General features: G+C 57.4%; 23 protein-coding genes, 1 tRNA gene and 2 pseudogenes. 15 read left to right on the top strand and 11 right to left on the bottom strand.

Features of this window, described 5'->3' with window-relative positions:
* Positions 1-56: 56 nt before the first annotated feature.
* From mepA to AC0L2M_RS09780, 7 genes are all read left to right on the top strand, one after another.
* Positions 57-1,241, top strand: coding sequence for a penicillin-insensitive murein endopeptidase (mepA, locus tag AC0L2M_RS09810; protein ID WP_287237794.1), 1,185 nt, complete (start codon positions 57-59; stop codon positions 1,239-1,241).
* A 338-nt stretch (positions 1,242-1,579) separates the two neighbouring features.
* Positions 1,580-2,596 (top strand): glucokinase, encoded by a 1,017-nt coding sequence (locus tag AC0L2M_RS09805; protein WP_287225135.1) that lies wholly within the window; start codon positions 1,580-1,582, stop codon positions 2,594-2,596.
* A 114-nt stretch (positions 2,597-2,710) separates the two neighbouring features.
* Complete coding sequence (locus AC0L2M_RS09800) at positions 2,711-4,564, top strand: ABC transporter ATP-binding protein (protein WP_473534712.1); 1,854 nt, start codon at positions 2,711-2,713, stop codon at positions 4,562-4,564.
* A complete protein-coding gene (dapB, locus tag AC0L2M_RS09795; RefSeq protein WP_287237798.1) occupies positions 4,561-5,391 on the top strand; it encodes a 4-hydroxy-tetrahydrodipicolinate reductase in 831 nt (276 codons plus the stop codon). Before AC0L2M_RS09800 ends, dapB begins: the two co-directional genes overlap by 4 nt.
* Positions 5,392-5,424: 33 nt before the next feature.
* Positions 5,425-6,045, top strand: coding sequence for a 2,3-bisphosphoglycerate-dependent phosphoglycerate mutase (locus AC0L2M_RS09790; protein ID WP_287237800.1), 621 nt, complete (start codon positions 5,425-5,427; stop codon positions 6,043-6,045).
* 73 nt (positions 6,046-6,118) lie between these two features.
* Positions 6,119-6,203, top strand: a tRNA-Leu gene (locus AC0L2M_RS09785).
* A 156-nt stretch (positions 6,204-6,359) separates the two neighbouring features.
* Complete coding sequence (locus AC0L2M_RS09780; protein WP_473534711.1) at positions 6,360-7,976, top strand: tyrosine-type recombinase/integrase; 1,617 nt, start codon at positions 6,360-6,362, stop codon at positions 7,974-7,976.
* Positions 7,977-8,107: 131 nt separating this feature from the next.
* Here AC0L2M_RS09780 and AC0L2M_RS09775 read toward each other — a convergent pair whose 3' ends face one another.
* Both AC0L2M_RS09775 and AC0L2M_RS09770 read right to left on the bottom strand, forming a co-directional pair.
* Positions 8,108-8,956 carry an SDH family Clp fold serine proteinase gene (locus AC0L2M_RS09775; protein ID WP_473534710.1) on the bottom strand — a complete coding sequence of 283 codons (849 nt, stop codon included), beginning with the start codon at positions 8,954-8,956 and terminating at the stop codon, positions 8,108-8,110.
* 566 nt (positions 8,957-9,522) lie between these two features.
* Entirely contained in the window at positions 9,523-9,744 is a 222-nt protein-coding gene (locus AC0L2M_RS09770) for a DUF6471 domain-containing protein (protein ID WP_473534709.1), read from the bottom strand.
* Positions 9,745-9,905: 161 nt separating this feature from the next.
* On the opposite strand from AC0L2M_RS09770, the gene AC0L2M_RS09765 reads away from it, so the two are divergent.
* Complete coding sequence (locus tag AC0L2M_RS09765) at positions 9,906-10,130, top strand: hypothetical protein (protein ID WP_473534708.1); 225 nt, start codon at positions 9,906-9,908, stop codon at positions 10,128-10,130.
* A gap of 79 nt (positions 10,131-10,209) precedes the next feature.
* Positions 10,210-10,926 (top strand): hypothetical protein, encoded by a 717-nt coding sequence (locus tag AC0L2M_RS09760; protein ID WP_473534707.1) that lies wholly within the window; start codon positions 10,210-10,212, stop codon positions 10,924-10,926.
* Between the two features lie 151 nt (positions 10,927-11,077).
* Here AC0L2M_RS09760 and AC0L2M_RS09755 read toward each other — a convergent pair whose 3' ends face one another.
* The gene (locus tag AC0L2M_RS09755) at positions 11,078-11,353 is read right to left on the bottom strand and encodes a hypothetical protein (protein WP_473534706.1); all 276 of its coding nucleotides are present in this window, start codon (positions 11,351-11,353) and stop codon (positions 11,078-11,080) included.
* Here AC0L2M_RS09755 and AC0L2M_RS09750 point away from each other — a divergent pair.
* Positions 11,352-11,549, top strand: coding sequence for a hypothetical protein (locus tag AC0L2M_RS09750; RefSeq protein WP_473534705.1), 198 nt, complete (start codon positions 11,352-11,354; stop codon positions 11,547-11,549). The genes AC0L2M_RS09755 and AC0L2M_RS09750 overlap by 2 nt on opposite strands.
* A 137-nt stretch (positions 11,550-11,686) precedes the next feature.
* Here the strand turns inward: AC0L2M_RS09750 and AC0L2M_RS09745 are convergent, their stop codons facing one another.
* Together AC0L2M_RS09745 and AC0L2M_RS09740 are read right to left on the bottom strand one after the other, a co-directional pair.
* Positions 11,687-13,291 carry a phage/plasmid primase, P4 family gene (locus AC0L2M_RS09745; RefSeq protein ID WP_473534704.1) on the bottom strand — a complete coding sequence of 535 codons (1,605 nt, stop codon included), beginning with the start codon at positions 13,289-13,291 and terminating at the stop codon, positions 11,687-11,689.
* Between the two features lies 1 nt (position 13,292).
* Complete coding sequence (locus AC0L2M_RS09740; RefSeq protein WP_473534703.1) at positions 13,293-13,772, bottom strand: bifunctional DNA primase/polymerase; 480 nt, start codon at positions 13,770-13,772, stop codon at positions 13,293-13,295.
* Positions 13,773-14,623: 851 nt separating this feature from the next.
* On the opposite strand from AC0L2M_RS09740, the gene AC0L2M_RS09735 reads away from it, so the two are divergent.
* Both AC0L2M_RS09735 and AC0L2M_RS09730 read left to right on the top strand, forming a co-directional pair.
* A complete protein-coding gene (locus AC0L2M_RS09735) occupies positions 14,624-15,787 on the top strand; it encodes an endonuclease domain-containing protein (protein ID WP_473534702.1) in 1,164 nt (387 codons plus the stop codon).
* Positions 15,788-16,208: 421 nt separating this feature from the next.
* On the top strand, positions 16,209-17,009 hold the full coding sequence (locus AC0L2M_RS09730; protein ID WP_473534701.1) for a thermonuclease family protein: 801 nt from the start codon (positions 16,209-16,211) through the stop codon (positions 17,007-17,009).
* A 180-nt stretch (positions 17,010-17,189) separates the two neighbouring features.
* Here the strand turns inward: AC0L2M_RS09730 and AC0L2M_RS09725 are convergent, their stop codons facing one another.
* Complete coding sequence (locus tag AC0L2M_RS09725; protein ID WP_473534700.1) at positions 17,190-17,828, bottom strand: hypothetical protein; 639 nt, start codon at positions 17,826-17,828, stop codon at positions 17,190-17,192.
* A gap of 266 nt (positions 17,829-18,094) precedes the next feature.
* Here AC0L2M_RS09725 and AC0L2M_RS09720 point away from each other — a divergent pair, with 266 nt between their 5' ends.
* A complete protein-coding gene (locus AC0L2M_RS09720; RefSeq protein WP_473534699.1) occupies positions 18,095-18,769 on the top strand; it encodes an HNH endonuclease in 675 nt (224 codons plus the stop codon).
* Here AC0L2M_RS09720 and AC0L2M_RS09715 read toward each other — a convergent pair.
* Positions 18,761-19,267, bottom strand: a complete 507-nt coding sequence (locus tag AC0L2M_RS09715; RefSeq protein ID WP_473534698.1) for an HNH endonuclease — start codon at positions 19,265-19,267, stop codon at positions 18,761-18,763. The genes AC0L2M_RS09720 and AC0L2M_RS09715 overlap by 9 nt on opposite strands.
* 770 nt (positions 19,268-20,037) lie before the next feature.
* Here AC0L2M_RS09715 and AC0L2M_RS09710 point away from each other — a divergent pair.
* On the top strand, positions 20,038-21,531 hold the full coding sequence (locus tag AC0L2M_RS09710) for a hypothetical protein (protein ID WP_473534697.1): 1,494 nt from the start codon (positions 20,038-20,040) through the stop codon (positions 21,529-21,531).
* A gap of 677 nt (positions 21,532-22,208) precedes the next feature.
* On the opposite strand, the pseudogene AC0L2M_RS09705 reads toward AC0L2M_RS09710, so the two are convergent.
* Positions 22,209-23,126: pseudogene (locus AC0L2M_RS09705) on the bottom strand (IS256 family transposase); the annotation flags it as partial.
* On the opposite strand from AC0L2M_RS09705, the pseudogene AC0L2M_RS09700 reads away from it, so the two are divergent.
* Positions 23,118-23,225 (top strand): annotated as a pseudogene (locus tag AC0L2M_RS09700) (transposase); the annotation flags it as partial. The pseudogenes AC0L2M_RS09705 and AC0L2M_RS09700 sit on opposite strands and share 9 nt — an antisense overlap.
* A gap of 55 nt (positions 23,226-23,280) precedes the next feature.
* Here AC0L2M_RS09700 and AC0L2M_RS09695 read toward each other — a convergent pair.
* From AC0L2M_RS09695 to AC0L2M_RS09685, 3 genes are all read right to left on the bottom strand, one after another.
* A complete protein-coding gene (locus tag AC0L2M_RS09695; protein ID WP_473534696.1) occupies positions 23,281-24,612 on the bottom strand; it encodes a glycosyltransferase family 9 protein in 1,332 nt (443 codons plus the stop codon).
* Positions 24,613-24,768: 156 nt separating this feature from the next.
* The gene (locus tag AC0L2M_RS09690) at positions 24,769-25,767 is read right to left on the bottom strand and encodes a glycosyltransferase family 9 protein (RefSeq protein WP_473534695.1); all 999 of its coding nucleotides are present in this window, start codon (positions 25,765-25,767) and stop codon (positions 24,769-24,771) included.
* A 131-nt stretch (positions 25,768-25,898) separates the two neighbouring features.
* On the bottom strand, positions 25,899-26,318 hold the full coding sequence (locus AC0L2M_RS09685; RefSeq protein WP_473534694.1) for a tail fiber domain-containing protein: 420 nt from the start codon (positions 26,316-26,318) through the stop codon (positions 25,899-25,901).
* Between the last annotated feature and the right edge of the window lie 7 nt (positions 26,319-26,325).

Raw genomic sequence — 26,325 nt, 5'->3', positions numbered from 1 at the left:
AAATCGCGTGCCGGGCGTGCTATGATTCGACTTAATTTGCAGAGGGGTTCTGCTTCATGACGATGTTGAAGCGATCATTGCGCGGCAAATCGCTGCTGCAGAAGCGCGTCGCAACGCGCTTTAGATCTCTGTTCACGCATGTCGTTGTCCCAAAACCGCTGCGCACTTTTGGGCGACATGCATTGGCAGCACTCGCCGTCCTCGCCGTGGCGGGGCTTGCAGCGCGACCTGCGGCGGCCGAGGAACTGGCGAAAAACCTGTTCGGCGCCAAAAAACTGCCGGCCGTGGCTTTGCCGCAGTCGATCGGTTTTTATTCCAAGGGCTGCTTTGCCGGCGGCGTCGCCATACCCCTGAACGGCCCGAAATGGGAGGTGATGCGGCCGTCGCGCAACCGCCGCTGGGGCCATCCGACGATGATCGCGCTGATCGAGAGACTGTCGCGCGACGCCGCGGCCGATGGCTGGCCCGGCCTTTTGGTGGGCGACATTTCGCAGCCGCGCGGCGGTCCGATGCTGACCGGCCATGCCTCGCACCAGATCGGCCTCGACGCCGACATCTGGCTGACGCCAATGCCCGACCGCAAGCTTTCGCTCGAGCAGCGCGAAAACATGAGCGCCACCTTGCTTGTCGACGAAAAGACCCATTTGGTTAAAGATGCGCTCTGGGCGCCGGCGCATAGGCGGCTGCTGAAGCGCGCGGCAAGCTATGCGGAAGTCGAGCGCATCCTGGTCAATCCCGGCATCAAGAAGAAGCTCTGCGACACGGTGAAAGGCGACCGTGGATGGCTGCGCAAGGTAAGGCCGTTCTGGGGCCACGACTATCACTTCCACATCCGCATCGGCTGCCAGCCCGGCTCGCCCAAATGCAAGGCGCAGGAAAACACCGCGCCAGGCGACGGCTGCGACCAGTCGCTGGCATGGTGGTTCACCGAGGAGCCGTGGCGCCCCAACAAGAACCCGGACAGGCCGAAAGCGCGCGACCTGATGACGATGGCGAGCCTGCCCGCAGCATGCCAGGCCGTGCTCGACGGGCCAAATCCGGCTTCGGCGGAGGCGGTCACCTATTATGGCGACTATCATGGCGACGGGGTGCCGGTCGCGGCTGCACCCGTTCTCACCAAGGCTCCGTCGCCGGCGCGGGCATCGGCAAGCGGCGCGGCAGCCCTCCCGGCCACGGCCAACGCCTACGCCGAAACGCCCGAGATCGGCATTCCGCTGCCGCGACCCCGGCCGGGGTATTGAGGCCAACAACCAACTGTTGGGGTCGGCGCCGCCCCTCATTGCCTTGCCGGGCATTTCTCCCCGTATAGCGACGGGGCTGGCCGCTGCCTTCGCGCCCTGCCTGCGACGCTGGTGATTGGCGAAACCGGTGACAAGAGCGTCCCTCTCCCCGTCACTATTCGGGGAGAGGATGCCGGCAGGCAGGTGAGGGGCAGCGCCAACGCTGAATGAGGTTAGTACGAAATTCGGACCGGAAGTGATTGCTCCGGAACTGACCCTGAAGCGACTTTCCCTTTCCCGGGTCATGCGGTAGTCAACGAAAGAACGGAACGCCACTGGGAACCGGGACGGACGAGAGCATGCCAGACGACGACACCGTGCTGCAGTTTCCGGTCCTGATCGGCGACATTGGCGGCACCAATGCGCGCTTTTCGATCGTGCTCGACGCGGATTCGGAATCAACCGAACCGCAGATCGTCCAGACCGCCAATTTCAACACGATCGACGCGGCGATCCAGGCGGCGGTGCTCGACCGCTCGTCGATGCGGCCCAACTCCGCCGTGCTGGCGGTGGCCGGCCCGGTCGACAGCGACGAGATCCCGCTCACCAACTGCCCGTGGATCGTCAAGCCGAAAAAAATGTTTGCCAGCCTCGGCCTCGGCGACGTCGTGGTGCTCAATGATTTCGAGGCGCAGGCGCTGGCCGTCGTGGCGCTCGGCGAAGAGCATATGGAAAAGATCGGCGGCGATGCGCCGGAGCCGAATGCCGGGCGCGTGGTGCTCGGCCCCGGGACCGGGCTTGGCGTCGCCGGCCTGGTGCACGCGCTGAACCACTGGATCCCGGTGCCCGGCGAGGGCGGGCACATGGATATCGGGCCGCGCTCGCCGCGCGATTTCCAGGTGTTTGCGCATATCGAGAAGCTCGAGGGCAGAATCTCCGGCGAACAGATCCTGTCCGGGCGCGGCCTGGTCAATGCCTACCGGGCGGTGGCCAAGGCGGACGGCAAGCCGGCGCCGTTGACCACGCCGGCCGAGGTCACCGCCGCGGCGCTGGCGAAGTCAGATCCGGTGGCCGAGGAAGCGCTGTCGCTGTTCGTCACCTGCCTGGGGCGCACTGCCGGCGACCTTGCGCTGGTGTTCATGAGCCGCGGCGGCGTCTTCCTGACCGGCGGCATCGCGCAGAAAATCCTGCCGGCGCTGAAAACCGGCAATTTCCGCGCCGCCTTCGAGGACAAGGCGCCGCACAGCGAGTTGATGCGCACCATGCCGGTCTATGTGATCACCCATCCGCTGGCAGCGCTTTCCGGCCTTGCCGCCTTTGCCAGAAACCCATCGCTGTTCGGCGTCCAGACGGCGGGGCGACGCTGGCGGGCGTGACCCCACAGAGTTTTTGCCGGCCTCGGCCATAGGCAAGCCGGCACCGGGGCGCTAAGAGGATTGCCGAATTAACCCGGCCGCGGAGCCGGACCGACATCACGGAACGATCCCGACTTGAACCAGTCGCTAAACCACCAAGCCAAAGCCCGGCCCGGCGAGGTCGTGGCGGTGATCCGCCGCATTCTCACTGAGAACGGCCGCGACTATCGCTGGTATTATGCCCTGGCCGTTCTGTGCCTGGTGATGGTTGCGGCCACGACCGCCTTCACCGCCTGGATCATGAAAGATGTCGTCGACCAGATATTCTACCAGCAGCGCGGCGATCTCATCGCGCTGATCTGCTTGTTGATCCTGGGCGCCTTCATGCTGCGCGGGCTGGCCACCTACGGCCAGGCGGTGATGCTGGCCAGGATCGGCAACAATCTGGTGGCGCGCTACCAGCGCCGCATCTTCGCCCATCTGATGAAGCTCGGCATCGGTTTCTTCAACGACACGCGCTCGGGACGGCTGGCCGCCCAGATCAACGAGAACGTCAACGGCATCCGCGACCTGCTGTCGATGACGCTGACATCCTTGGCACGCGACGCCGTATCGCTGATCGCGCTGATCGGCGTCATGATCTGGCAGGATCCGATGCTGTCGCTGATGTCGCTGCTGGTCGGGCCGCCGCTGATCTACACCGTCGTCTACCTGACCCGCAGGATAAGGCGCGCCACGCGGGAAGCCGTGCAGATAAACGCGCGGCTGATCGGCGCCATGCAGGAAGCAACGCAAGGCATCGCCATCGTCAAGGCGTTTACCCTGGAGGACGAGCTGTCGCGGCGCATCAGCGATCTTGTCGCCGGCGCCGAGCAGCGGGCAAACCGCATCGCCCGCGTCTCGGAACGGTTATCGCCGATCTCCGACATGCTGGCCGGTTTCGCCGTCGCCGGCGTCATCGCCTATTCCGGCTACCGGGCAGCCGTCGGCGGCCAGCCGCCCGGTGCGGTGTTTTCCTTCATCACCGCACTGCTGCTTGCTTACGACCCGGCCCGGCGGCTGGCGCGCATGCAAGTCGGCATGGAACGGGCGCTGGTCAATGCACGCATGATCTACGAGTTGCTCGACCTCGAGCCGCAGCAGGGCGACGCGCCCGGAGCGGCCGAAGCGAAGATCACCCGCGGCGAGGTGCGCTTCAACAATGTGTCGTTCGGCTATGTCGCCGACGCCCCGGTGCTGCAGGATCTCAGCTTCGTTGCCGCCGCCGGCAAGATGACGGCCATCGTCGGCGCCTCGGGCGCCGGCAAGTCGACGCTGGTGGCGCTGCTGCAGCGTTTCCACGATGTCGACGAAGGCAGCATCGAGGTCGACGGCCAGGACATTTCGAAAGTCACCAAGCAGTCGCTGCGCCGCTCCATCGCCTATGTCTCGCAGCAGCCCTATCTGTTCGAAGGCACCATTCGCGACAACATTCGCTACGGGCGGCTGAGCGCCAGCGACGCCGAGATCGAGCTGGCCGCGCAACAGGCCGAGGCCGATGGCTTCATCCGCCAGCAGCCCCAGGGCTATGACACCCCTGTCGGCGAAGGCGGCCTGACGCTGTCGGGCGGCCAGCGCCAGCGCCTGTCGATCGCCCGCGCCATCGTGCGGCAGACGCCGATCCTTTTGCTCGACGAGGCGACCTCGGCGCTCGACATCGAAGCGGAAGCGCGCGTCCAGCAGGCGCTGACCCAGATCATGGCGGGGCGCACGACCATCGTCATTGCGCACCGGCTGTCGACCGTGGTCAATGCCGATCATATCATCGTGCTGGAACAGGGCCGGCTGGTCGAGCAGGGCACGCATGCCTCGCTGATGGCCGACCCGCACAGCGTCTATGCCCGGTTCCACCGGGTGCAGGGCAACAAGGGGCTGGGGCTTGTCGACGACGGCAAGCCAATCCAAACTCCGGGGCAACGCGCGAAGAAGGCGGTCGGGAGAACTTTATGAGCGGTACAAACGACGTCAATGAAATGGGCCTGGTGGTGGTCGGCGCGGCCGGAAGGATGGGCCAGGCGCTGATCCGCGCCATCCATACCATTCCGGGCGCCCGCGTCGCCGGCGCGATCGAGCGGGCCGGCTCGCCGCATCTCGGCAAGGATGCCGGCGAACTGGCCGGCATCGGCACTATCGGGGTTGTGATCGGCGACGATCCGCTGCCGGCTTTCGCCAGGGCCGACGGCGTCCTCGATTTCACCAGCCCGGCGGCGACCGTCGAATTCGCCGGCTACGCGGCGCAGGCGCGCATCGCCCATGTCATCGGCACCACCGGCTGCTCGGCGGACGACAATGCAAGGATCACTGCTGCGGCGCGCCACGCGACGATCGTCAAATCAGGCAATATGAGCCTCGGCGTCAATCTGCTGGCGGTGCTGGTGGAGCAGGCGGCGCGCGCGCTCGATGCCGACGATTTCGATATCGAAATCCTGGAAATGCATCATCGGCACAAGGTCGACGCGCCGTCGGGCACGGCGCTTCTGCTCGGTGAAGCCGCCGCCGCCGGGCGCGGCATCGACCTTGACGGGAACAGCGTGCGGTCGCGCGACGGCCATACCGGCGTGCGCAAGACCGGCGCGATCGGCTTCGCCACGCTGCGCGGCGGCTCGGTGGTCGGCGACCACAGTGTCGTGCTGGCCGGCACCGGCGAGCGCATCACGCTTGCCCATCACGCCGAGGACCGGGCGATCTTCGCCCGCGGCGCGGTCAGGGCCGCACTGTGGGCGCACGGCAAGAAGCCGGGACTGTATTCGATGCGCGACGTGCTCGGACTCGCCTGAGACGATCTGATCCACCAAACCTAAGGAGCAAAAATGTCGGGAACTCTCGTGCTCGTGCGCCATGGCCAGAGCGAATGGAACCTGAAGAACCTTTTCACCGGCTGGCGCGATGTCGACCTGACCGAGCTGGGCCATGCCGAGGCCAAAGACGCGGGCGCCAAGCTGAAGGCGCGCGGCATGAAATTCGACATCGCCTTCACCTCGTCGCTGATCCGGGCGCAGAAGACCTGCCAGCACATTCTCGACGCCGTCGGCCAGAGCGATCTCGAGACCATCCGCGACCAGGCGCTGAACGAGCGCGACTATGGCGACCTCTCAGGCCTCAACAAGGACGACGCGCGCCAGAAATGGGGCGAGGAGCAGGTGCATGTCTGGCGCCGCTCCTACGACGTGCCGCCGCCCGGCGGCGAAAGCCTGAAGGACACCGGCGCGCGCGTCTGGCCCTATTATCTGCACGACCTGCAGCCGCATGTGCTGCGCGGCGGCACGGTGCTGGTGGCGGCGCACGGCAATTCGCTGCGCGCGCTGATCATGGCGCTGGACGGCAAGTCGGGCGAGGAGATCGTCAGACTAGAGCTCGGCACCGGCGTGCCGGTCATCTACAAGCTCAACGCCGATTCGACGGTGGCATCCAAGGAAGTGCTGGAGGGGTAAGCCGGCAGTGGTTCGCGCCTTTCAAAAAAGCGCGTTGACACTCATGCCTCGCCCGCTTAATGAGCGCGCACCAGCCCAGATGGCGGAATTGGTAGACGCGCACGGTTCAGGTCCGTGTGCCGCAAGGCGTGGAGGTTCGAGTCCTCTTCTGGGCACCAATCCCTTTGTAAGCTCTTGATTTCCTGGAAACCCACGGTTTCCGGGGCATCGACTGCTACACAAAGGTGCTGTACATGGCCTTGCGAATGACCTCCCCGACCAAGCGACCCAGCTCGACGTTCCATCAGTTCGTTAGACGAGTCCCGGCCGACATTTTGAAGCTTGCACGAGACCACCGCGTCATTTTGCATTTTCCAAGGGGCAAGTCTGTCCCTCCGCTGTTCATTCAACCCAAGCTAGGCAACGTAATCGGTTTTTCGCTGGGGACGAGCGACAAACTCCTCGCAAAGGTCCGGACCAGTATAGCTGTGACCCAGCTCGAACGAGCTTACGAAGCAATACGGGTCGGTCCAACAACTCTATCTCAACGACAGATCATAGCACTGTCAGGAGAGATTTATCGGCTGTACATCGATGCCTTTCAAGAGAACCCCGGCACGCCGAAGGACTGGGCATCATTCAAGGCGCTAAATCGAGCAGCACGCGAAGGACGATTGGATAATCTTCCATCCATTGGATTGTCGTTTCCCGACGAAAACGATATTGCGGCGTCCGTTTTTGGGGAGGATCTTACCGAAGGAGTGAACGCGCTGCAGCCGTCGAATAACCCGGCCGCAATTGAGGGGCGGTTTGGCGGTCTCGTCTCTTGGGTATTAGGGCTTCATGCCATCATTGTGGACTCAGAGGGCCGAAGAAAGCTTTTGATGGCAGTTGATCAGGCGGTGACCGACGCTGCTTTTGCGCTTAAGCGAAATGCGGATGGTGACTATTCACCGGATCCGAAAGCGGCCCGTTTTCCCGTTTTTGCGTATACGAACAATGTTTCACTCCAATCCCTGTTCGACAAATGGGCCAAGGAACGGTCGCCGGCGGCCAGTACGTTGACGACATGGCGCTCTGCCATCAGGTCATTGGGAGGCCACGTCGGCCATGATGACGCGCGCCGCATTAGAGACACCGACGTCGTTTCTTGGAAAGATGAACTAGTAGCGTCTGGCTTGTCGGCTAAGACGATCAACGGCTCGTACCTGGCAGCCGTTAATGTCCTTTTCGTATTCGCTATCGCAAACAAGCTTCTCACCGAAAACCCTGCAAGCAGCATTCGTGCCGCGACTACAAACAGAGCTGGCACGAGGATGTTGGCTTATTCGACCGAGGAGGTCGGTCGCCTTCTTTCCATAGCAGAGCATACCGCAACACCTCCAAGGCGTTGGCTGATCTGGCTTGCTGCCACCAGTGGCGCTCGAATAGGTGAGATAGCTCAGCTTTGGGGCACTTCAATAGGCCGAGAAGACGGCGTAGATGTTATGCACATAAGGCCCGCGCCCGACGGCGGTTCATTAAAGAACGAGGGCTCCGAACGTACGGTTCCAATCCATTCAGCCGTAGTCGCGGCCGGCTTTCTGGAGTTCGTCGAACAGCGCGGTGAAGGACCGCTTTTCTATAAGCGATCTTCTGGCAAACCAGCAAAGACTCACGCCTCAAAAGGTACAACGAACCATCTTTCGTCGTGGATCCGTGAGCAAGGTTTTGAGGACCCACGCAAGGCACCGAATCACGCGCTCCGACATTGGTGGAAGTCACAAGCCGTTGAGGCCGAAATTCTGGATAGCGTAGCCGACCATATCCAGGGCCATTCCGCTAAATCGGAGGCGGGTAAGTATCGACACTTCGGTATCGAACCCCTCGCAAAAGCAGTAGAGAAAATTCAGCTCCCCAAACTAACTTCGCCCCGTCTCGCCGCTTGTGGCGAGGAAGCCACCGAAGTGTAGGCATCGCAAGAAGGCTGCTACGAGCCCTTGCGCGAAGCGAGCAGCTGTTTTCGGACTTCTCTCAAGCTGATGACCCACTAGTGGGTCACGCTAGTCCCTGCCAAGGCGACGAGGTGGCCGAGGCGTCTATACTACACAACCTTCGGGGGGGCTCCAATCGCTGTACTCCGGGCACGTCCTTCAAATATCTTCAGGTAGTTATCGCGACGAACATCAAAATCGTACATCGAATAGAGGAGCCAAATCCGTTCCCATAGCTCATCACCAGGCGGAAGGTATTGGATTTTCAGGTTCAATTGAGCCGCTTCGCGATGATCTATCACCGACCCGTGGGAGAAATATGTATCCCGACTACCCAACGCCTGCGCAACTCGTTCGACCTCGCCCGGCGCGCTACCCTGCAGCATGCCATTTCGCAGGAGACTCTCGGCGAGCTTCTTGGTCTGCTTCATCGCAAGCAGCGCAAGGCTATGGAGGGGGAAGTTCGACTGGGCCACGACGGGATCAGATAAGACCGTGCAGGGAATGCCATTCAGATGCGGGTCAATCGGACCGAGTTCGGATGGCGCGCCCATAATGATTGATTTTGCTGCAAGGCAAAGAAGAGTTCCGTTGCTCTTCGCCGCATTGGCTACGATGGCACGATAGTCCACCAATCTGTTCTGCAGAAGCGTCACCAAGGCTTCGGTCGAATCTGTCTTCCCTCCGTTGGTCTCGATCAGAAGGTCAACCGGGTCACCAGTGCTGATGTCGCTGAGTAGCTCCATCAGGTATACTGGGTCGGCGTCGTCAATGCCGGCCTCGTCGCGGAAGCGATTTGCAAAATAAACGATAAGGCGTCTACCTGTCAGCTCCTCGATATCTCGAATGAGCACCTGCCGAAGATATCGGTCCTTTTGTCCAACCCAATAAAGAGGCGACTGCGTCGGAAGCCCGTTTCCTCGCGGAAATGGCAGTTCAACCGGCGGCGCTTTGGCCACCACGCGGCTACTTTCGCTCGCTGCTCTTGCTCGGAGCCGGATCGGGAGCGTTGTGGATTGCTTTTTTCATGAGGTCATAATCCGGCTTAGGGGCCGGTCGCGACAGTACGACATGAGAATTAACTGGCCTTCCGACAGAGCGAGTCTTCGTCAAATCGTTGACTTTGGTGGCGGCGATACTTGTCCAGTCCATAGCTTCTCTCCCCAAATCAGCCAATTTCCATTCGAATCCGTTGTTGACTCCGTGTCAACAGGGTATCGAATCATTGGTGATTGGATGTTTAATGCGCAACTATGATCTCCGTTGTGAGAGTGCGAAGAAGCGCTGCTCCCTACTTGAGCGACTGTTTGTTGTCAAACTTGGTCGGGCTAGATCACGACTGCTCGCGCCGGCCCGAGCACGCTGATCCTGTGGGTATGGTACCGGCCAGTTAGGCACGATAAGCAGTGTCCGATCATGAAGGCTCGGCCGCCGTCCGTCTCACAAGGGAAACCAACGTGCGGTTGGGAAGCCTTTGACAAGCTAGTCTCGAAAGACGTCTGCCTTGCCCGGTGCTTCCGGCCCATCAGTCTAGCCGCAGTTTTTCAGACCCTATGGCCCGCAGACATTGGGCGAGAAAGACAGCACTGAAACGCCCTCGGGAAAGTTTATTGGCGATGTTAGCCTCCTTCTCGTGAACTCCGAGGGCTGCCAATCTTTCAGCTAGCTCACCGTACGTCATACCCTTCACTTTCAACTCTGCCTTCAGAAAATTGCTAAGCAGGCGTTCCCAGTCTGTCGTCGGCATTCAAACCTCCAAAAATAAATTTCCATTCGCGTATTGAACGACGGGTTCAGAAGCTTACATATCGAAAATAGTAATAAACTACTATTTTCGATATTACCATCCCTGATCGTCTCTTACCTAAGCTTCCGGCCAAGCCGACAGCCAAACGCGGGAATTCCAAAATGAAAATCGACCAAATCGCGGCGAGCGCGCTGAACGATCTCTTGTCTGAACTCGCATCAGAGCTAGACCTTCACTATGACGACGCCGTCTTTCATGCGATCGAACCGACGATCGACGTGATGAAGCGTGCTGCCAAGTTGGTGACAGACGCCGGCTACACAGCACCGGATTCTTATCAGCACATTGTTCGGCGTTTCGAACGAAGCGTTCCTTCGGACAAATAGTACCCGGTCATCAACAATTCCATCCGACGCAAAGGTGAGCTTCATAGCCGCTCACTTGTCGGGCCCTAAGGATTTTGAAATGCCTCACAAATTTGACCCCAGTATTTCGAGTGCCGACTATCTCGCTATCGCCCGAAAGCGTCACATAGCCGGACGCTCCAAGATCTATCCCGAACTGAAGTGGATGTTGGACAACGCTGCATTCGACTTTGGTGTCCAACCAAGACACGTCGATCTTCTCCTTGACCCTCTTGGATGGAGTGAACTGGTTGGCCAACAGAAAAGACAGGCCCGCGTGTTCCTAGATGCACGAGTCAACCAGACCGGCAACGCGGAAATCGGATGGGCGAGAGGGGAGAAAGGAATCCTCTATGAAGAGGATTTCGTGCGCCCTTACCTGCACGCAGCCCAGTCTCCGAACGAAGGCCCTGGCCGAGGCATTGGGGAGGTCATGTGGATCAAGGGGTTTCGGATGCTTGTCGACAATGTTGCCTACCGTCAATGCCCTGCGGCGACGGCCTTGCTCTTTGGATTTGCAGCCCGACTGAATGAACTTATTGCTTTAATCGCCAGAGACGTGAATTTGGTAGGTGCGATGGAGATGGGGTTTCGATATCTGCATGGCAGTCTGACATCGGTTGAATTTGTCCCGACCGTTTCATTGGATCGCCTTCAGGAATTGCGGGAAGACGGACGCGAGCAAAGGAAGCCGCGATTGCAGGCCGCGATACAGGCGCTTGAATCACTGCATCAGCTGGACATGAAAGCGCCGAACAATGCGGATGGAACAGATTGAAGGAGCAATGACCGTTGCTCGACACATACGGACACCCTACAGCGCCGACTTCCTCCAGGCTTCCGTCTTCTGGCACCAGTCGCCTTTGCGGCGCCCACGTGTACTCCTACGTCAGCAAGATCGCGAGTAGCGATCCAAGGCCCGGCAGCGGTCAAGGTTTTGCGCGGAGATGCTGGACAATCTGTTCTGGAGTAACTCTCAGATCTCTGAACCACGCCGCAACAGTGCTGGGCAATGGTTCCTCAATGCTGTGCGTATTCCACCGCGCATTGAGGAAAGTTTCATAGAGGCTTGGCTCTGTGACTACCCGGCCAGCAGCTTCATTTAAGGTGAGCGATTGGTCCACCATTAGAAGTGCAATCTCTCGACACACCGCCAGGCGGGCCTTTTCTCGAATAAGAGCACGAAAATGAGCGTTTTCAGGCATGATCGGCGATCCTATTTTGATGGGTGTGCTGGCGCTCTCGGCCTCTGGGTTTGCTACCTCGTCCGCGATTGACGGTAATGCGAGCCAACCGTGCCGGAAGGGCGCACTATGCGGCATCCTGGAAGTCTATGGGACTACCCAGATTGGCAAAGCGACAAGTTTTTTAAAACGCCAAAGATTAGGTACTGAAACCTGAGTAGGCAGCTGGCTTTTTGTGTAGGACGTGTAAGAGGTTTCCCTGGCATCTCATTTATTTTATTTCCAAAAAATATGAGACCCAAGGAGTACAGCCTACATCTCCTACACAAAAAAACCCAGTGGCTTATCCTGAACTCACGTTTTTAGCTGAAGATTCGGCCAATATTTCCCCTGCCCATCGCGCGACTGGTCAATCGATAGGGTGCGTTGCAGAGCCGCCCGAAATGAATGGACAGTCATCGCATTGCTGCCCTCCATCAGGCACCAGACCTTGTAGCGGTCAAAGAGGTCGTTGGCACGTGCCTTAGCTCCTAGAACACGTTCGCAGCACTCATCGATGAACTGACCTACCTGATTGCCGTCCCGCACCACTTTGTCTGTTTCATCCAAGATGGCCTGGGGCACCCACTTTCGGTCTTGTTCATAACGCTGCATGCCTTGTAGCAATCGGTTCATGATGCCGGCCGCCTCACCAGCGAGTTTCGCTGGAAGATCCGAGTCAACCTTGTCTGCGTCGATCACGCGATTGAACTTGAATACAAGTAGCCGCCGGGCAACGGCCAAATCGCTTCCGTCGAACACCGGAAGAAAATTTGCGACCATCATCAGCAGCGCTTTCACCCTGAACGAAAAATACTCTTGATGGAGGAAGCGAGCGATGATCTCGTCCTCACCTGTCATGCGCTTGATAAGTGAGGCGTCCAGAACCTGTCCGGTATTGATCTCGGCCGTGCGGATCAGTCGTGCATGTGCGAGCCGGGCGATGTCATTGTTGATCGATCCTCTGAACTGAGATTTCATAAAGGAGTTTGGGTCTGCCGAGACGGCGTACTGGCCCATGGCGTTCGCCATTGCCTCTACGATAGTCGTTTTCCCGTTCCTTCCTGCTCCGACCAGAAGGGCCATTTTTTGGAGTTCACCGGTGCCCTTGAGCGAGTAACCGACCAACCGGACCAGAAAATCCGCAACCTCAGGTTCGAGCACGTCCGCAAGTATCCGATCAAATGTGGGACACTCTGCCTGCTGGTTATAATCGTATGGCAGGACTTGCGTCAGACGATCTTCAGGGCGATGCGGCTCCAGAGTAAGCGATGGGAGCTTCAGTGTCCCATTCTGGAAGTTGAGCATCATCGGAGGCTCGTCCAGGACTTCATCTTCGAAGATTGTCGCAGCGGACGATGCGAGTTGTGCAATCCCCCCTATAGCTGCCTTTTTGCGGAGCCTCACCGCCGCCTTCTGCAGGCTTTTTCGCTCGTCGCTATCGAATGTTTGATTTGCATCGATGGATTCGGCGAGTTTATCCAATAGATTCTTAATCGCTTCCTGAACTCGGCTACCGCGCGAGTCACTGACCCACCTCTTACCATCGTAGATCCGCCAGCCAGTTCTGCCGAAACTCATTCTATTTTCGGCTTCTGACGCAAAAATCTGTGAGACTCCCTGTTCCGACAAATCAGGGGGTGCATCATAGCGTTGGATGCTAGCCGAGATTTTCATTACCTCCGCCTCATCAAGGGGCTGATCAGAGTCACCGTTCACGGCGAGCAACGTGCGCTCAATATCGGCCGAACGGATGCCTTTTCGCCTCAGCGACCCAGCGAGACTGGTCAGGCTGCTGTTTCGGCTACCAGCCTGCAGAAACCCCAGCGACACCCTCCTGCCGGATCTAGGAGTCTCCGGATCGGCAGAATTTCGGCCGAGCATATTGATTAGAAAATCAGGCGCGGGTTTGAGGTCCATCTCAATTAATCCATTCATAACGGTTTCCAGATTCATGCAGTGAGGGAGGCGCAACGACGTACCCACCTTCGCCTCGGATATCTAAGCCTGGTCCTATCTTGGATGCGGAGTTACGGAGCGGAAATGAACCATCATAGGCAAAATAGAGGTGAAGGCCGCCAGAGCCCGTTCGAACCATGGGTGGGTCAGGCCAAGCCGATTGCCCGATAAGCTGCTCCGCGGACTTTAATCCGCCTGTGGCGACGTCGACGTCCAGAACGAAGATCCCCGACTCTTTGCCAGTCGCTATTCCGATGTTCGCGTCCGGCCACTGCGACCACCACTTCTCGATCTGGTCCGCATTGGTTGTAGCCAGGCGAACCCAATCTTTGATTAGGGGAACTTTTCCCATCGAGGGACCGCCCCAGGCCGGCGGTTTGACCGGAAGCACACGGAATTTGTGCGCTGTGGCCAGAAGTAGAGCTTCTTTTAACATATTCATTTTGTGTCCTTTCACGTAGGACACTTAGGTTGTGCACAACAAGACGGACTACAAGAGAATACAAATGATCATCTATTGGGGATAACCTTTTTCGTGATCTATTGGAAGTCCGACATTTTGACGTTGAATTGTTGCGATCTCATACCAACGGACAGCATTGCGCACCGTTACAGCACGGACCCGCGAAGAGCACCACGGCAATCCACCTCAACCCTCCAGACTGTCTAGGGTGTTGCCGATGGCGGCCGACCGGACCGGTGGCATCAAGCGCTCTTTTTCGCCCTAGCAATGCGCACTGCCCTCCACATGGCCTTTGGAATGAAAACCCGCCAAACGCATTTTTGAATTGCACCCTCGGCGCGGATTACCACCGCTTGGCGGATTTTTGAATTGTGCTCTCGGCGCGGATCATCGGTTTTGCCACGCGAACAAATGCACTCCGATCTGGGAGGAAGGAGCACATGGGGAGGAAGGTGTACACGTTTTTTTGGCAGGCATCGGGCTAGCGCCATCTATGGTGTGAAACGTGGCGCGAAAAAAAATTCGAATTAGCCTGTGATATCACGCTTCGCTGTTCCCAGTTGCTACCTGAAATAGCCTGGCGGCGCCGGCTTTCACCCCAAATCCTTCTGTCGCAGGCGTGCAGGAGCTTAGGATGCAGGCATGCTAGTGGTGAAAGTCTGACACTTGGTACCGGTGGACGGCAAGAGCCGACCCCAACCGGTCGCCGGAAACACCTTGCTCTCTGTCGAAAATTGCCCGTGGTCATCGAACAAAAGGCCCGGTAATGTTTTGTTTCGAACATTCCGGTCCGCTTTGTAACTATTGGATTTTGAGCAGTGAGGTGTTGTGTGCAAGGCCGGGTTAATAAGACCATTTGGCGTAGGATTGGGCTGATCGCAATTTTGTTGCCGATCTGCCTTTTCTTCCCGTTAGCATTGTTGCTGGTGGGATTTTTGGCATGGACCATCTACGAAGATCTGAAGCCTCCAGAATATCCGGATTTACCGCCGCCACGAACATGGCGCGATGCCAAACCTGAGGACGACGACTGGCTGACCTTATTTTGCGAGGGCTGCGAATCTCCGGCTGAAGAACAGTTCCTCCGGGCGATGGTGAAGGAGTTCGACCTTAAACCGGACAGCGGCGTGCTGAAGTCGCGAAAGCTGACACTGGCGATGCAGGTCAAGGTTGAGAACTACCGTTACGACTTTCTGGCGAACGGTCGTCAGATCATTGAAGTGGACGGTGCGGCCTATCACTCATCCACCGAGCAGGTAGAACGCGACCGCACCCGAGATGAGTACTCTGTGCAAGGCGGCTACAAGGTTCTTCGCATACCCGCAATCGTCGTGTTCAAGACGCCTGATGAAGCGATACGAAGGGTAAAGGCGGCTCTTGCCGAAACGCCAACCTTTACCAAACCGCAGAGAATGAAGCCCGCGATCCAGAAAAAGACGATTGCGCAGTACTTCGACGCCTTCGTTGATGGAGTGGACAAACTCGCTGATGGAGTGGACCAACTCACTCGACAAATAGAAATCGCGCGAGAGACGGAGAAGGCTACGGAAGGCTTCCTGTCAGCAATCAGCGATGAACAGCTCATTCTCGAGGCAATAGTAGCAATGGCCGAGAGGGATCAGCGGGTAGAGGAGATGTCGCCCGAAGAGCGAGAGGGCTACGATGCGGCTTGTGGTCATACGAGGGAACTCGTTGAAGACGAGAAGCCTCTCAAGGAGATCTACAAATGGAAGAAAATTGCTAAACCCGCGCCTGTAGAAGATGCGGAGATCCAGCAGCAGATCGAAGCTGCGTACGAAAGCGCGATGAAAGAGCGCAGCGAGCGGTTTTCGGTGCTAGGGAAGCGCTGCTTGAAAGCCCCTGTATTCACGCGACTTCTCTATCGAAGGCTGGAGGAGGAGGGGTTTCCGGCAATGAGGATTATACCGCTGTCGGCCTTTCGAACATCAGTGATTCGGCGCGAAGCCAACATCACGGCGACGAACGGCGAGTGACCGCTTTCCACCCAACCTTGCCGTTCCGAGGGGTGTCAAGCGTCAGGCTTTCACCACTAGGTCGCCGCTCAGAAAGGCGCGTCATTCCCCTCGCGGAGGGCGCGTTGGCAGGCGCCAGCGAGTTGGCCAGGCGGGACCAGCCTACCAGCAAAACCGCATCGGAGCGGTATTTTCGCGTCGATCAGGTTGATCGTCTATTCGGCCCCTATCGGGCGAACTTCACCCTAGACCCGCTGGGAACGATGGATGAGCAGCAAACCTAGGGTCGCAGCCGTGCAGCAGCAGCGTGTGGTATGACTTTACGGGCACGGGAGGCGGTCTGTGCATCGGCTTGGTGTGATGGTAGCCTGGAACTTGGACCTCGCTTGCTTGAGGCAACGCAGGCGTTAGTTTGCCTTGTGAGGCCGGGGGGCATTCACGCATGGAACCCGAGGACCTGAAGTCCCGCATCGAGATTGCGCTGGGTCGCGGTCGCCTCAGCCAATGGCAAAGACAATTCCTCGTCGACATTCACGCCCGCCTGGTGAAGTACGGTCCCAACACGCGGTTGACCGACAAGCAGCGCGCCAAGCTGTTCGAAACTATCGGCTGCGTCCCGCCAAGCAACCACGCACCACCACAGCCACGCCCGAACAGCTCGCAGTCGCCACGGTGGAGGCAGCGGCGGCGCCGGAACCCGCTCGTGCGCGAGGTCCGGTATCTGGCCGGCCGGTTTGTCCGAGCATTTGGGTTCGCGCTGGCTTTGGTCGTCGGTTCCCTAATCTACTCCTACGTCGACAGCTCCCACACGACCTCCCCAAGCAGTCCCGCCCTTGCATTGCCAGACGCTGGAATCCTGAAGCCATTGGCGAGGAGCCAGTTCACGATTACGGACGGTGATACCATTCGGCTCAAGGGTGCCCCGAAGGGAATCCGGCTGGTCGGCTTCAACACGCCCGAAAGCATCGAGCCAAGATGTAAAGCTGAGGCTGACCTGGGGCGTCGAGCCAAGGCGCGCCTCAAAGAGTTGGTTGCTGCTGCGAAGCTGGAAATAAAGATGGTTCCGTGTTCTTGCCCGCCGGGAACCGAGGGCACGGACGCCTGCAACTACGGCCGAAGCTGCGGCTCTCTCTTTGCTGATGGCCGCGATGTTGGCGAGGTGCTGGTGTCAGAGGGATTAGCCCTTACGTTTGTCTGCGACGCGACGAGCTGCCCGCCTACGCCACGTCCTTGGTGTGGGTAAGCGCGAGCCCGAGTGCGAACAGGTGGTGGCTCTCACGATGGTGTTCCAGCTAACAGAGCCGAGCATTGAGGAATAGAGGCACAGCGTTCGCCCCTACTCACCTTGCGGAAGCAGCCCCTGCGGTTCGGGATCCCACCGAGGCACGACCGTCCGTGGCTATGCGGCACTGCTGGTGATGACTTAGATTAGATCGGGCAGTCGCAAGGGCCTGGTAGGGTTGTCCCATCGACGTGGGTCAACGGGCACACTTTTACCCATGCTGTCTTCGTTCACTTCCCGGAGGGAATGACGCATCTCGGACTGAAGAAGGCTTACGAAACGTCGACGGGCCTGCCAAACTTGATGCCGCATCAGAAGAGGATTGTCTGTTCCATTTTTTGCGACAAACCGGGCCACGTAACATGCCCGCAGCACGTGGTCGAGGATTTCCACCCTAATCCCTTCGTCATCAAACTGTTCGGAACTGCCTTTCACATTAGGAAAAAACAGGCGCCCTCGGTCAACCAAGGAGCTTGCCCTGCTTCCCAATTGATCAAATTCACCTGGCTTGCAAACAAAGCCCCCAGCCAAAGGATTGCAGGCGGTTTCGAGATCGGCCATCAAGTCGATGACCATCCCGCCCCATTTTGACATGTTGGCGTCCCGTTGTCGGGCCTGATGAAGTCTCTCTAGGTCGTCTTGCCGCTTCTGATGAAGCGCTTCTGCCTCACCCTGCAACCGTCGGGCTTCCCGTTCGTCTTGGCGAGAAATGCGCCATTGAACATAGGCCAACAGAGCAACGGTGATCCCAATAAACATTTGAGCCGCGACGTCGAGCATTTGCATCCCCAAAAGCGACGATCATTCATCGCAGAGCTTGGGAACGCAATGGGGGTGTCGAACGGCAAGCTTCGTTGTGACTGATAAATGCCGCGTAACCGACGCTGGCGCGCGTGAAACGAAGGGCACGGGGGTCGCGCGATCAACAACCGTCGAGTTCGACCCCTCAGATTTTTCCGTCAGTTCAAAACAGCCCAGGTGCGGCCGCTGGGCTTGACTATCGTGGGTCGCGGCCATCCTTTGCTACACAAACCGGGGGGCGGAAAGTGGCTATTACATTTACTGACGTAGAATTCAGGCATCTGGTCGATCAATTCGAGTGGCGAGCTTTCTCGACATACGAGTTCATCGAGGTGGTCAAAAAGGGCCATCCCGAAACGTGGTTGTCCTTAGTGAAGGAATACGGAAAGGGCGGCAAAGGTGCCGGAAAGCCATACAGCGCATACTCCCGCGTTTCTCGGATACTTGACTATTGGACCAAGCCCGGCAGGAGACTGATCGACAAACTGAAGTACGAGCAATCACCTAAGGCGGCCAACTGGGGAAGTCCTGTTATTCGCCATTGGGCACAGGACAAGACTAGGATTAGAGGGCCGATCTTTGCCGAAGAGGTCCTGCCGGCTTCTCCGTTATTCTACGAAGGCGCCGTGGTTACGATCCCCATCAACCGCTATGAGCGCGACCCCGCCGCACGTAGGGCATGCATCGCCCATCACAAGGCAATCTGCGCGGCCTGCGGGATGGACTTTGAGAAGCGATACGGCCCCCGAGGTGCCGGCTTCATCCACGTCCACCACAAGGTCGCCGTTTCCAAGCGGGGCCAAAGGCACGAGGTCGATCCTGTGAAGGACTTGATACCCGTCTGCCCCAACTGCCACGCCATGTTGCATACGGTGGACGACGGGCTGACGGTTGAGGCGCTGAAGACGATGCTAAAGTAGCGGAGTCGTGCTGCGGTTCCTGACTCGGTTGGCGAGCCGGTCGGCCTCGTCCAGGAGACGGAATACCTCAGCCCTGATTTCCACATAGCGCCTTAGCTCATCGGGCATTTCGCGGTGTAAGTCTTCCATAGTCGTCGGCTGGGCACCGGGCGCACTCAGGAAGCGAACCATGTTCGCCCGTCGTCTCTCAATGTCGGGGGGCGAGCGCATCTCAAGCCAGACCTCCCAGGATCTAGCGCCCTTGCGCTCGTTACAATTTCGGCAGCAGGGGACGAGGTTTCGCACCCGATGCCCGTACCCCGAAAACTCACCTTTGACCACGCGCCTAAACACGTGATCCCAGGTGGCGGCAGGCTGGCCGCAATACACGCACTCAAGCTCGCCTTCAGGGTCCTGCTCGAGGTCCCGAATGGCCTGAGCCACGGTATCAAGCGCAAAGTCATCGAACGGCGCGAGGGCGGATGCGAATGCCGCTGCAAGAGTACTTTTCCTGTTCATTATTGGCTGCTTGCGAAGGTGGTTCCGAATGCTGCTTAGACGCACGTTGCCCCCTTCCAATGCCTCGCAGTGCGCTAAATCTATCACATCCTTTCTTTACGAATCACCCAGCATCGTGGCAGCAAAGCAAACACTAATTAGATCTGCGGATCGCCCTGAATTCATTGCCGAATCTCTGCAATCTGGGCGAAGCCAAGAGAGCTGAGTGACAGACGGTTGTAGCGGGTCGTGACGGAGCCATCACTCAAGCGTTTAGACTAGTGTAGCACAGGTCGGCTGGTCGACCGAAGGGGCATCGCCTTTTCCTGATCGAAGAACGGTCCGAGGCGAGCGATATCTCCACAAGTCTATCGCAAGGTTCTTGTCGGTATCTTCAGGATCACCCGAACCAGAACACCGCCTGAGATCGCCTGCTGTCAACTCTCATCTCTCATCGCTTAGTCGTGCTCGCCTAAATTTGTCCTCGCGTGAGGAGCTGCAAACGCGGATTACTGATCCCACATGTGCACTCGGCGGAAGAGGAGGGGCGGCATGGAAGGGTCGGAGGCCAAGCGGCTGAAGGAGCTTCTGGCGACAACAGTCATGCGTGTATCAAAACCCCGCGAGATCCTCGCAAAAGAACTTCTGATGGCCGGCTCGAGAATCCAAGCATGTTGGTCAAGGCCCACGCGTCGGCCTTTCCAACGACCCGCTCCGAGCGCATAATACCTCATTAGATCACGGCGTCGCTTGGCCTCGCCAGGTTCAAAATGGGCTAAGATGAAATAGCTATGGATCGCTGGCACCGCGCGTCTCAGATAAAACTTGCCCAGGGCGGCTTGTACTTACTCATGCTCGGGTTCACCTTGATCGTTACGATTTCTGTTCTGATCGGATGGTTCTTCGTTGAGGAGCGAGACCCACGCTACTTCTACACCAAAGCGGTCGAGCTTTCTGCCTATAGAGCAATCGACGACTTTCAGCGTGTCTGCAGAATGCGCCGGGACGCGGATGAGGCACCTATGAAGAGGACCAGCGACTATTACCTGTGCAGTTGGCCCGATACAGCCTTTAGATTGCAGCTTATCGTGAAGTTATTAGAAAATTCATCGGGAGATGATGCTGCAGAAATCGCTCGCGAGATCGGCGAGCGGAACGCTGAGAAGAGCAGACTGGCTTCCAGCCATTTGCAGATTCTGCGCGAACTCCATAGTCTCTCTATCAGCAACCGGCGGTTCTGGTCCGAGCGCGACCCATTTCTCGAGCCTGTCGACCAGGTGTTGAGATTCCTTTATGGCGCACGCACCGGTGTCTTTGATTGCATCTACGAGTACTCGGGCTTTTTATGGGCTGCGGGCGTGCATACGTTGAAGACGCATGTCAGGACTTTGGTGTCCTTGGAAGACGATGAGGTCGCTAAGCGATGCGCGACCGTCCTGCGAGCCGCAGATGAAGATCTGCCAGAGCCAGGCAAAGCGTCGAAAGCGAAGCGCAATTATGGTGAGAACGACTACCTCTATGGTGAGACCGGCCACCTTTTGGCTGGCTTGTCCGCCTTACCTGGGGTCATTGATGGCAGGCGCATGGGCACGTACACCGTTGCAGAACTTGCTGGGAGGTTAAGCGAGGCAGACGAAGACCTGCAACGATCGCGCGACCGGGTAATGGGGGCCGATCTCATCAATCTGATCGACCCATTCCCACAGATGCCCTACGCCTTGGCGCTTTGGGCAATGGCGTGGTGCGCCGTTCTGCTTTCTGCAGCTGCTGCAGCCTCTCTCCGCGCCGATGCAAGACTCCGGGCGGCTGGAAGCTCGGAACAGGATCCGAACTGGCTCACTGTCCTGCTTCTACCAGGAGCGGGAAGCCGAACGCACCGAGTGTTCAACCACAGCATGTTGCTTCTACCTACTGTCATCGGCCTTGCCACCCTTTGGCTATGGCCGCCGGTCTACCTTGAAGGTGTCGTAGCTCAGCTCAAAACACCCCAAGGGATCGCGCTTTCTCCGACGATACAATCGTTCTCCGTCGAGATAAAAGGTCTCGCTATCCCGCTTGGCCCATTGTTGTATGATATTGAGAATGGGATCATTCGTTCTGCTAACAAGCATTTTTATGCAGGCTATGGAACGGTATTCGTTCTGAATATTGTATTGTGGCTTGGTGTCTTTTCGTATCGGCGGAGAGTTATTGAATTGGTCAATGCTGGCGCCGCCGGCCGCAATTCCCCCGCTGCGATGCCTGCTGCAGTGGCGGCCCCGAGCGGGCCTCCACCCTCAGAATGACCCCATCAACAGAACGGTGCCGCTCACCCCAAGCCGGCCCTCTTTGGCGCTCGTTAGGCTTTGAGAACGGACCTTCGTCGGAAGGGATACCGTGATCAGTTCAAAATCATCGCCCCAAACGAACGGCCGAAATCGAATGAAGAGGTCAAATGCTGTCGTTCTTCGGCTGCTCTGACCTCAAGCCCCCGTGCCCCCTTCGGCTCATCACGCACCACCTGAGGAAACCTGGACAGTCACTTTCGGCCTTACAGGTCGCAGCTTCCGAACCTTTGCCTCGGCCACTTTCATGAGTTCGTGACGATGATTCCCATGAGATCGTTCAGGTCCTTATACCTTTGTTGGAGTGGTCCCCATCACCATCCTGGTTCGGCTACTGAGGTCTTGGGCGTTCCCGGCCAGTTAGTCGAGGAGGCCTAGCCTGTATGGCCTGCATATTTGATACGACCGAGAGTACATGTTGATGCATGCCATTCGCGTCGGACGTGTTTCAGCATTTATGTTGGCGATCGGCATCACCCGCCCTGCACGCTCCATCCCTCATGGTGAGCGAGAAATAATCCAATCCCTATAGACTAAGCTTCGACAGCTATTAGGAAATTTCTCACAAGATCGTGCCCACTGGCGTGGTGTAGCTGACGGCATTGGACGCCGTGCTCTCCGGCATGGGGCCGGACTGATCAGCGCGCCACTGCCGGCAGGCTGATGAGTGGATCATCGCTCATCTGGCTGATGGTCTCAAGCGTCATGTAGCGGGCCCGCTGCACGGCCCATTCATCGTTCTGTTCGAGCAGCAAGGCGCCGACGAGACGGACGATGGCGTCGTCATTGGGGAAGATGCCGACGACCTCGGTCCTGCGCTTGATCTCGCCGTTGAGGCGCTCGATGGGATTGGTCGAGTGGAGCTTGGCACGATGTTCCTTCGGGAAGGTCATGTAGGCGAGCACGTCGGGCTCGGCGTCGTCCATGATGGTTGCGAGCTTGGGCACCTTCGGCCGGATCTGGTCGGCGACGGCGCGCCATTGCGTGCTTGCGGCCTCGGCCGTCTCCTGGGCGAAGGCGGTGGCGATGAAAGCCGAGACGACGCGGCGCCCGCTCTTGCCGGCATGCGCCAGCACGTTCCTCATGAAATGGACGCGGCAGCGCTGCCATGTCGCGCACAGCACCTTGGTGACGGCCGCCTTGATGCCTTCATGGGCATCGGAGACGACGAGCTTGACGCCGCGCAGGCCGCGCCGGGTCAGCTTGCGCAAAAACTCCGTCCAGATCGGCTCGGCCTCAGACGTGCCGACCTCCATGCCCAGCACCTCGCGCCGGCCGTCCGCGTTGACGCCGACCGCGATGATGACGGCGACCGAGACGATGCGCCCGCCGCGACGCACCTTCAGGTAGGTGGCGTCGATCCACAGGTATGGCCAGTCGCCCTCGATCGGCCGGTCGAGGAAGCCCTTCACCTTGCCGTCGATCTCCTCGCACAACCGGCTGACTTGGCTCTTGGAGATGCCGCTCATGCCCATCGCCTTGACCAGGTCGTCGACCGAGCGCGTCGAGATACCCTGGACGTAGGCCTCCTGGATGACGGCGGTCAGCGCATCGTCTCGGTCGCCGTCATCATTGCCATCGGCGTCAACGCGGACGGCCAGCGCGAGGTGCTGGACATGTGCGAACAGAGTTCAGCTCACGACTTCACCAGATCATCCAACATTCAGTATAAGTTGGTAAAGGATACCCTCCACTTATACTATCTATGGCTCAGCGTCTATTGGTTGTAAGTCTCAACATTACTCGGATCGGCGCAATCATGCTAATTCGCGTTTCAATCAAATCGGCTCCAAGGTTATTCACGATATTCGGGTTGCGTAGTTCGATGGCAACCTGTCGCAATTCGGGCATCAAATGTGGCCGCCAATGATCTGGTATACTCTCATCAATCTTTGTCACCAGATCGCGTAAGACTTTTTGTGACTCGACATCGAAGAACCGCGGATCCCTAACTTTTCGAAGAATAACAACAAACTCATTAACTAGTCGATTGATCTGTTGGACATCTCCAAACGCACTGGGTGGCGGTAAATGAAAGAATGTGCTGACTAAATGGCAAATAATCTCTTCAAACCCTGCATTTGATCCGGCCGGCATTTCGAAGCTGAAATACTCTGCATCTGGCCACCCGAAAGCATAGTGGTTATAAGATTTTCCCTTCATATAGAGTACTATGGCCGGCGTTCCAACTGCGGCGGCAATATGCTGTGTGGAAGTATCTGGACAAATTACGCACAGAGAGTGGCGAATTTTTTCGACATACTCCTCTATCGACCCGGTTTCCACCCCTAGTTTGACTCGATCACTTACAACTGAATTAACTGACCGTTCAACTGAGTTGAAAGCCGAAATGTCATTCGCACTTAGTGCCTTTGGGCGCGGTCCAACATAAATAATACCGTCATCCGGCAATCTCTTATCTATACTCCTAAGTAATCCTCCGGCCAATGACGCCGACATTCCTTTCTCTGCGGTGCTGGCATAAGGATTGAAGTACAATGTTTTCCGCTTGTCCAATGGTTTCTGTTCAGGCGCAATAACGGCGGGCCACCCGAGAGCGGCATACATGGTCATTATATGAGAGGGATGATTTGCTGAGGCAGGCAACGGAATCTCAATGCATGGCGATCCCGGTAAATTGATTCTGATCAGGTTTCTATTCCCCCAGTCCAGAACTATAGCCCGAGACCTTTCCAAAATATCGCGAAGGTCAGACCCAATATTAATCCAGTCCATCAAAATAAGGTCAAATCCCCTCTGTATTTGTCTTCTGTCTAGTGTGACTATGGTTTTCAGATCCCTACCAGACATGGTCCGCCAGACTGATCCATTGGATGTCCAAATCGTTATTCTGTTATTAGGAATGTTCCGCAGAAATTGTATGTGCTGCGTGGCCATGACAGTGTCACCGATGGCGTTGCCAAATGGATTAGCAAAGACAACCAAGGTACGCGGACTACGATTTTCCGCGTGTGCGATCTTTGAAATTTGGTTGCAGATCAAGCAACCCAGTTCGGAAACTTTTTTTACTTTATTTCCCACACTACGAATCCTACGAAAGGTCGCGCACCGACTTTGTATATGTATATCAAGGCCGGAGGATCTTGCCTTGGCGAAAATCGATCAGTCACCAACCTTTTTCCTGTTGCACAACGACCGAAGCAGTGCTTTCGCACTTGAATGGTTACCATCTCAAAATTATCTGGCCGCCCGCTCGGCCCGCCCTAGGTAGACCTCTTCGCACGCAGCGGAACTTGAGTCTCCGCTAGCAACTTTCAAAAGCGTGTCCAGAACCTCCTCGCAGCTGATCTCGTCCATCGTTTTCGCCATCACGCATTGACTGACTGGAGACAAACGAAATCCCCATTCACGTGGCGAGGTAGGACCGAACAAGGCCACCCCCGGTACGCGGAACAAATCCGCTGCGTGAAGAAAGGATGAATCAATTCCGAGAAACAAATCGACGTGACGCACGATTGCCATAGCCTCCTCAATGGGAGCTACTATTCGCGAAGCTTGGCTTCGTAGTACCTCGATATTGAACGGCTGAAGGCTCGAAATAACCACAGTATACTCTGGGCGTTCAGCGAGGAACCGGGTTATCACCCATAGGAATTTCTCCCATCGCCACATTTTGCAAGGCTGCGTTTCCGGGTGAACAAAGAGAATTCGTTCACCGCGGAGCCGCAGCGCCTGTACGAAACCCTCAGCAGCGGCCTTTGCGGATGCCGAGAATAAGGGCGGCTCCGCAAAACTCTCCAAGCGCAGCCAAGAGTTGAAGTGTTGCGGAACCGCAAAAAGCCGGTCGAACATATGTATTTCCGGATCGGGTCGGATCCAATCATCAAAAAAATCAAAAAAGCCCACAGTGTGACGGGCCCCAAGTTGCCGAGCGAGTTCTGAGATTGATGAGCTGTACCAATTGGATAGGGAAATGAATAAATCACACGAATTTGCCTCTCCGACAATTCGATCGACATCAAGGGTTCGGGTGTTTGGCTCCGCCCACCAAGCAAGATTGGTCTCCACTCGCGACCACATTTCGTGGCACACATGCAAAGGCATTCGCTCGCCCAGGAGAAGTTGGATGCCTCCGGGAAATAGCTGACCAAGGGCGCGCACGGCAGGTAACGCGATAAGCTGATCGCCCACACCATTCACCAGTAAGACGGTGACAGTCTTGTAGTCAGATCTCATGACAGAATTTTAATCCAGGATTTAAACGGGTTCAACGCTGTCATGGAGCGAAGTTTGCCTGAGCGAAGGTGTAAAAAAAAAGCTGCCGAATTCTTCAGCAGCTCTTTCTCGTTCGTAGGGCGGGCCAAACTTCAATGAAGCCGGCGAAACTCTATTCCCAGCTTGGCATAGTCAACGGCATAATATCCGTTTGCGCCGACGATCACCGCATCGGGGCGAATTTCCACCACGTCCTGAGCCATAACCCCTTCAAAAACGCCCGCTTCGCCAATGTAGCGAAATCTGTAAAGCGGTAATCCATGAGCAGTAGTGCCGACGCGGCGAATATCCTCCTTGAGACGAGCATCCGAACTTGTACACGTACAGCACGTATCTGCAGTGCTAAAGTTCGAACTGTGATTACTCGATACTGCCGTAAACACGATGTTCCCTTCTGAGGGTGCAGGGGCCTCGATGAATACCTTTATTTCCTCTTCTTCGGGAACGCCCACATGTCCAGATTCTGGAACCTCCGGGTCTCCAGCGTCTTTTGGCAAATCTGTCGGCGACATGGTGATC

This window comes from Mesorhizobium sp. WSM4806 (assembly GCF_055811635.1).
Note: the sequence above shows the minus strand (reverse complement) of the source record. Positions and strands in the feature narration are given on the sequence as shown.

Excerpts from the sequence above, each read along its gene's own strand:
- AC0L2M_RS09750 (WP_473534705.1), top strand. The coding sequence starts at position 11,352 with ATGATCGGCGATCCTATTTTGATGGGTGTGCTGGCGCTCTCGGCCTCT.
- AC0L2M_RS09715 (WP_473534698.1), bottom strand. The coding sequence starts at position 19,267 with ATGAACAGGAAAAGTACTCTTGCAGCGGCATTCGCATCCGCCCTCGCG.
- AC0L2M_RS09790 (WP_287237800.1), top strand. The coding sequence starts at position 5,425 with ATGTCGGGAACTCTCGTGCTCGTGCGCCATGGCCAGAGCGAATGGAAC.
- AC0L2M_RS09730 (WP_473534701.1), top strand. The coding sequence starts at position 16,209 with ATGGAACCCGAGGACCTGAAGTCCCGCATCGAGATTGCGCTGGGTCGC.
- AC0L2M_RS09805 (WP_287225135.1), top strand. The coding sequence starts at position 1,580 with ATGCCAGACGACGACACCGTGCTGCAGTTTCCGGTCCTGATCGGCGAC.
- AC0L2M_RS09770 (WP_473534709.1), bottom strand. The coding sequence starts at position 9,744 with ATGCCGACGACAGACTGGGAACGCCTGCTTAGCAATTTTCTGAAGGCA.
- mepA (WP_287237794.1), top strand. The coding sequence starts at position 57 with ATGACGATGTTGAAGCGATCATTGCGCGGCAAATCGCTGCTGCAGAAG.
- AC0L2M_RS09740 (WP_473534703.1), bottom strand. The coding sequence starts at position 13,772 with ATGAATATGTTAAAAGAAGCTCTACTTCTGGCCACAGCGCACAAATTC.
- AC0L2M_RS09760 (WP_473534707.1), top strand. The coding sequence starts at position 10,210 with ATGCCTCACAAATTTGACCCCAGTATTTCGAGTGCCGACTATCTCGCT.
- AC0L2M_RS09710 (WP_473534697.1), top strand. The coding sequence starts at position 20,038 with ATGGATCGCTGGCACCGCGCGTCTCAGATAAAACTTGCCCAGGGCGGC.
- AC0L2M_RS09755 (WP_473534706.1), bottom strand. The coding sequence starts at position 11,353 with ATGCCTGAAAACGCTCATTTTCGTGCTCTTATTCGAGAAAAGGCCCGC.
- AC0L2M_RS09745 (WP_473534704.1), bottom strand. The coding sequence starts at position 13,291 with ATGGACCTCAAACCCGCGCCTGATTTTCTAATCAATATGCTCGGCCGA.
- AC0L2M_RS09765 (WP_473534708.1), top strand. The coding sequence starts at position 9,906 with ATGAAAATCGACCAAATCGCGGCGAGCGCGCTGAACGATCTCTTGTCT.
- AC0L2M_RS09725 (WP_473534700.1), bottom strand. The coding sequence starts at position 17,828 with ATGCTCGACGTCGCGGCTCAAATGTTTATTGGGATCACCGTTGCTCTG.
- AC0L2M_RS09690 (WP_473534695.1), bottom strand. The coding sequence starts at position 25,767 with ATGAGATCTGACTACAAGACTGTCACCGTCTTACTGGTGAATGGTGTG.
- dapB (WP_287237798.1), top strand. The coding sequence starts at position 4,561 with ATGAGCGGTACAAACGACGTCAATGAAATGGGCCTGGTGGTGGTCGGC.
- AC0L2M_RS09685 (WP_473534694.1), bottom strand. The coding sequence starts at position 26,318 with ATGTCGCCGACAGATTTGCCAAAAGACGCTGGAGACCCGGAGGTTCCA.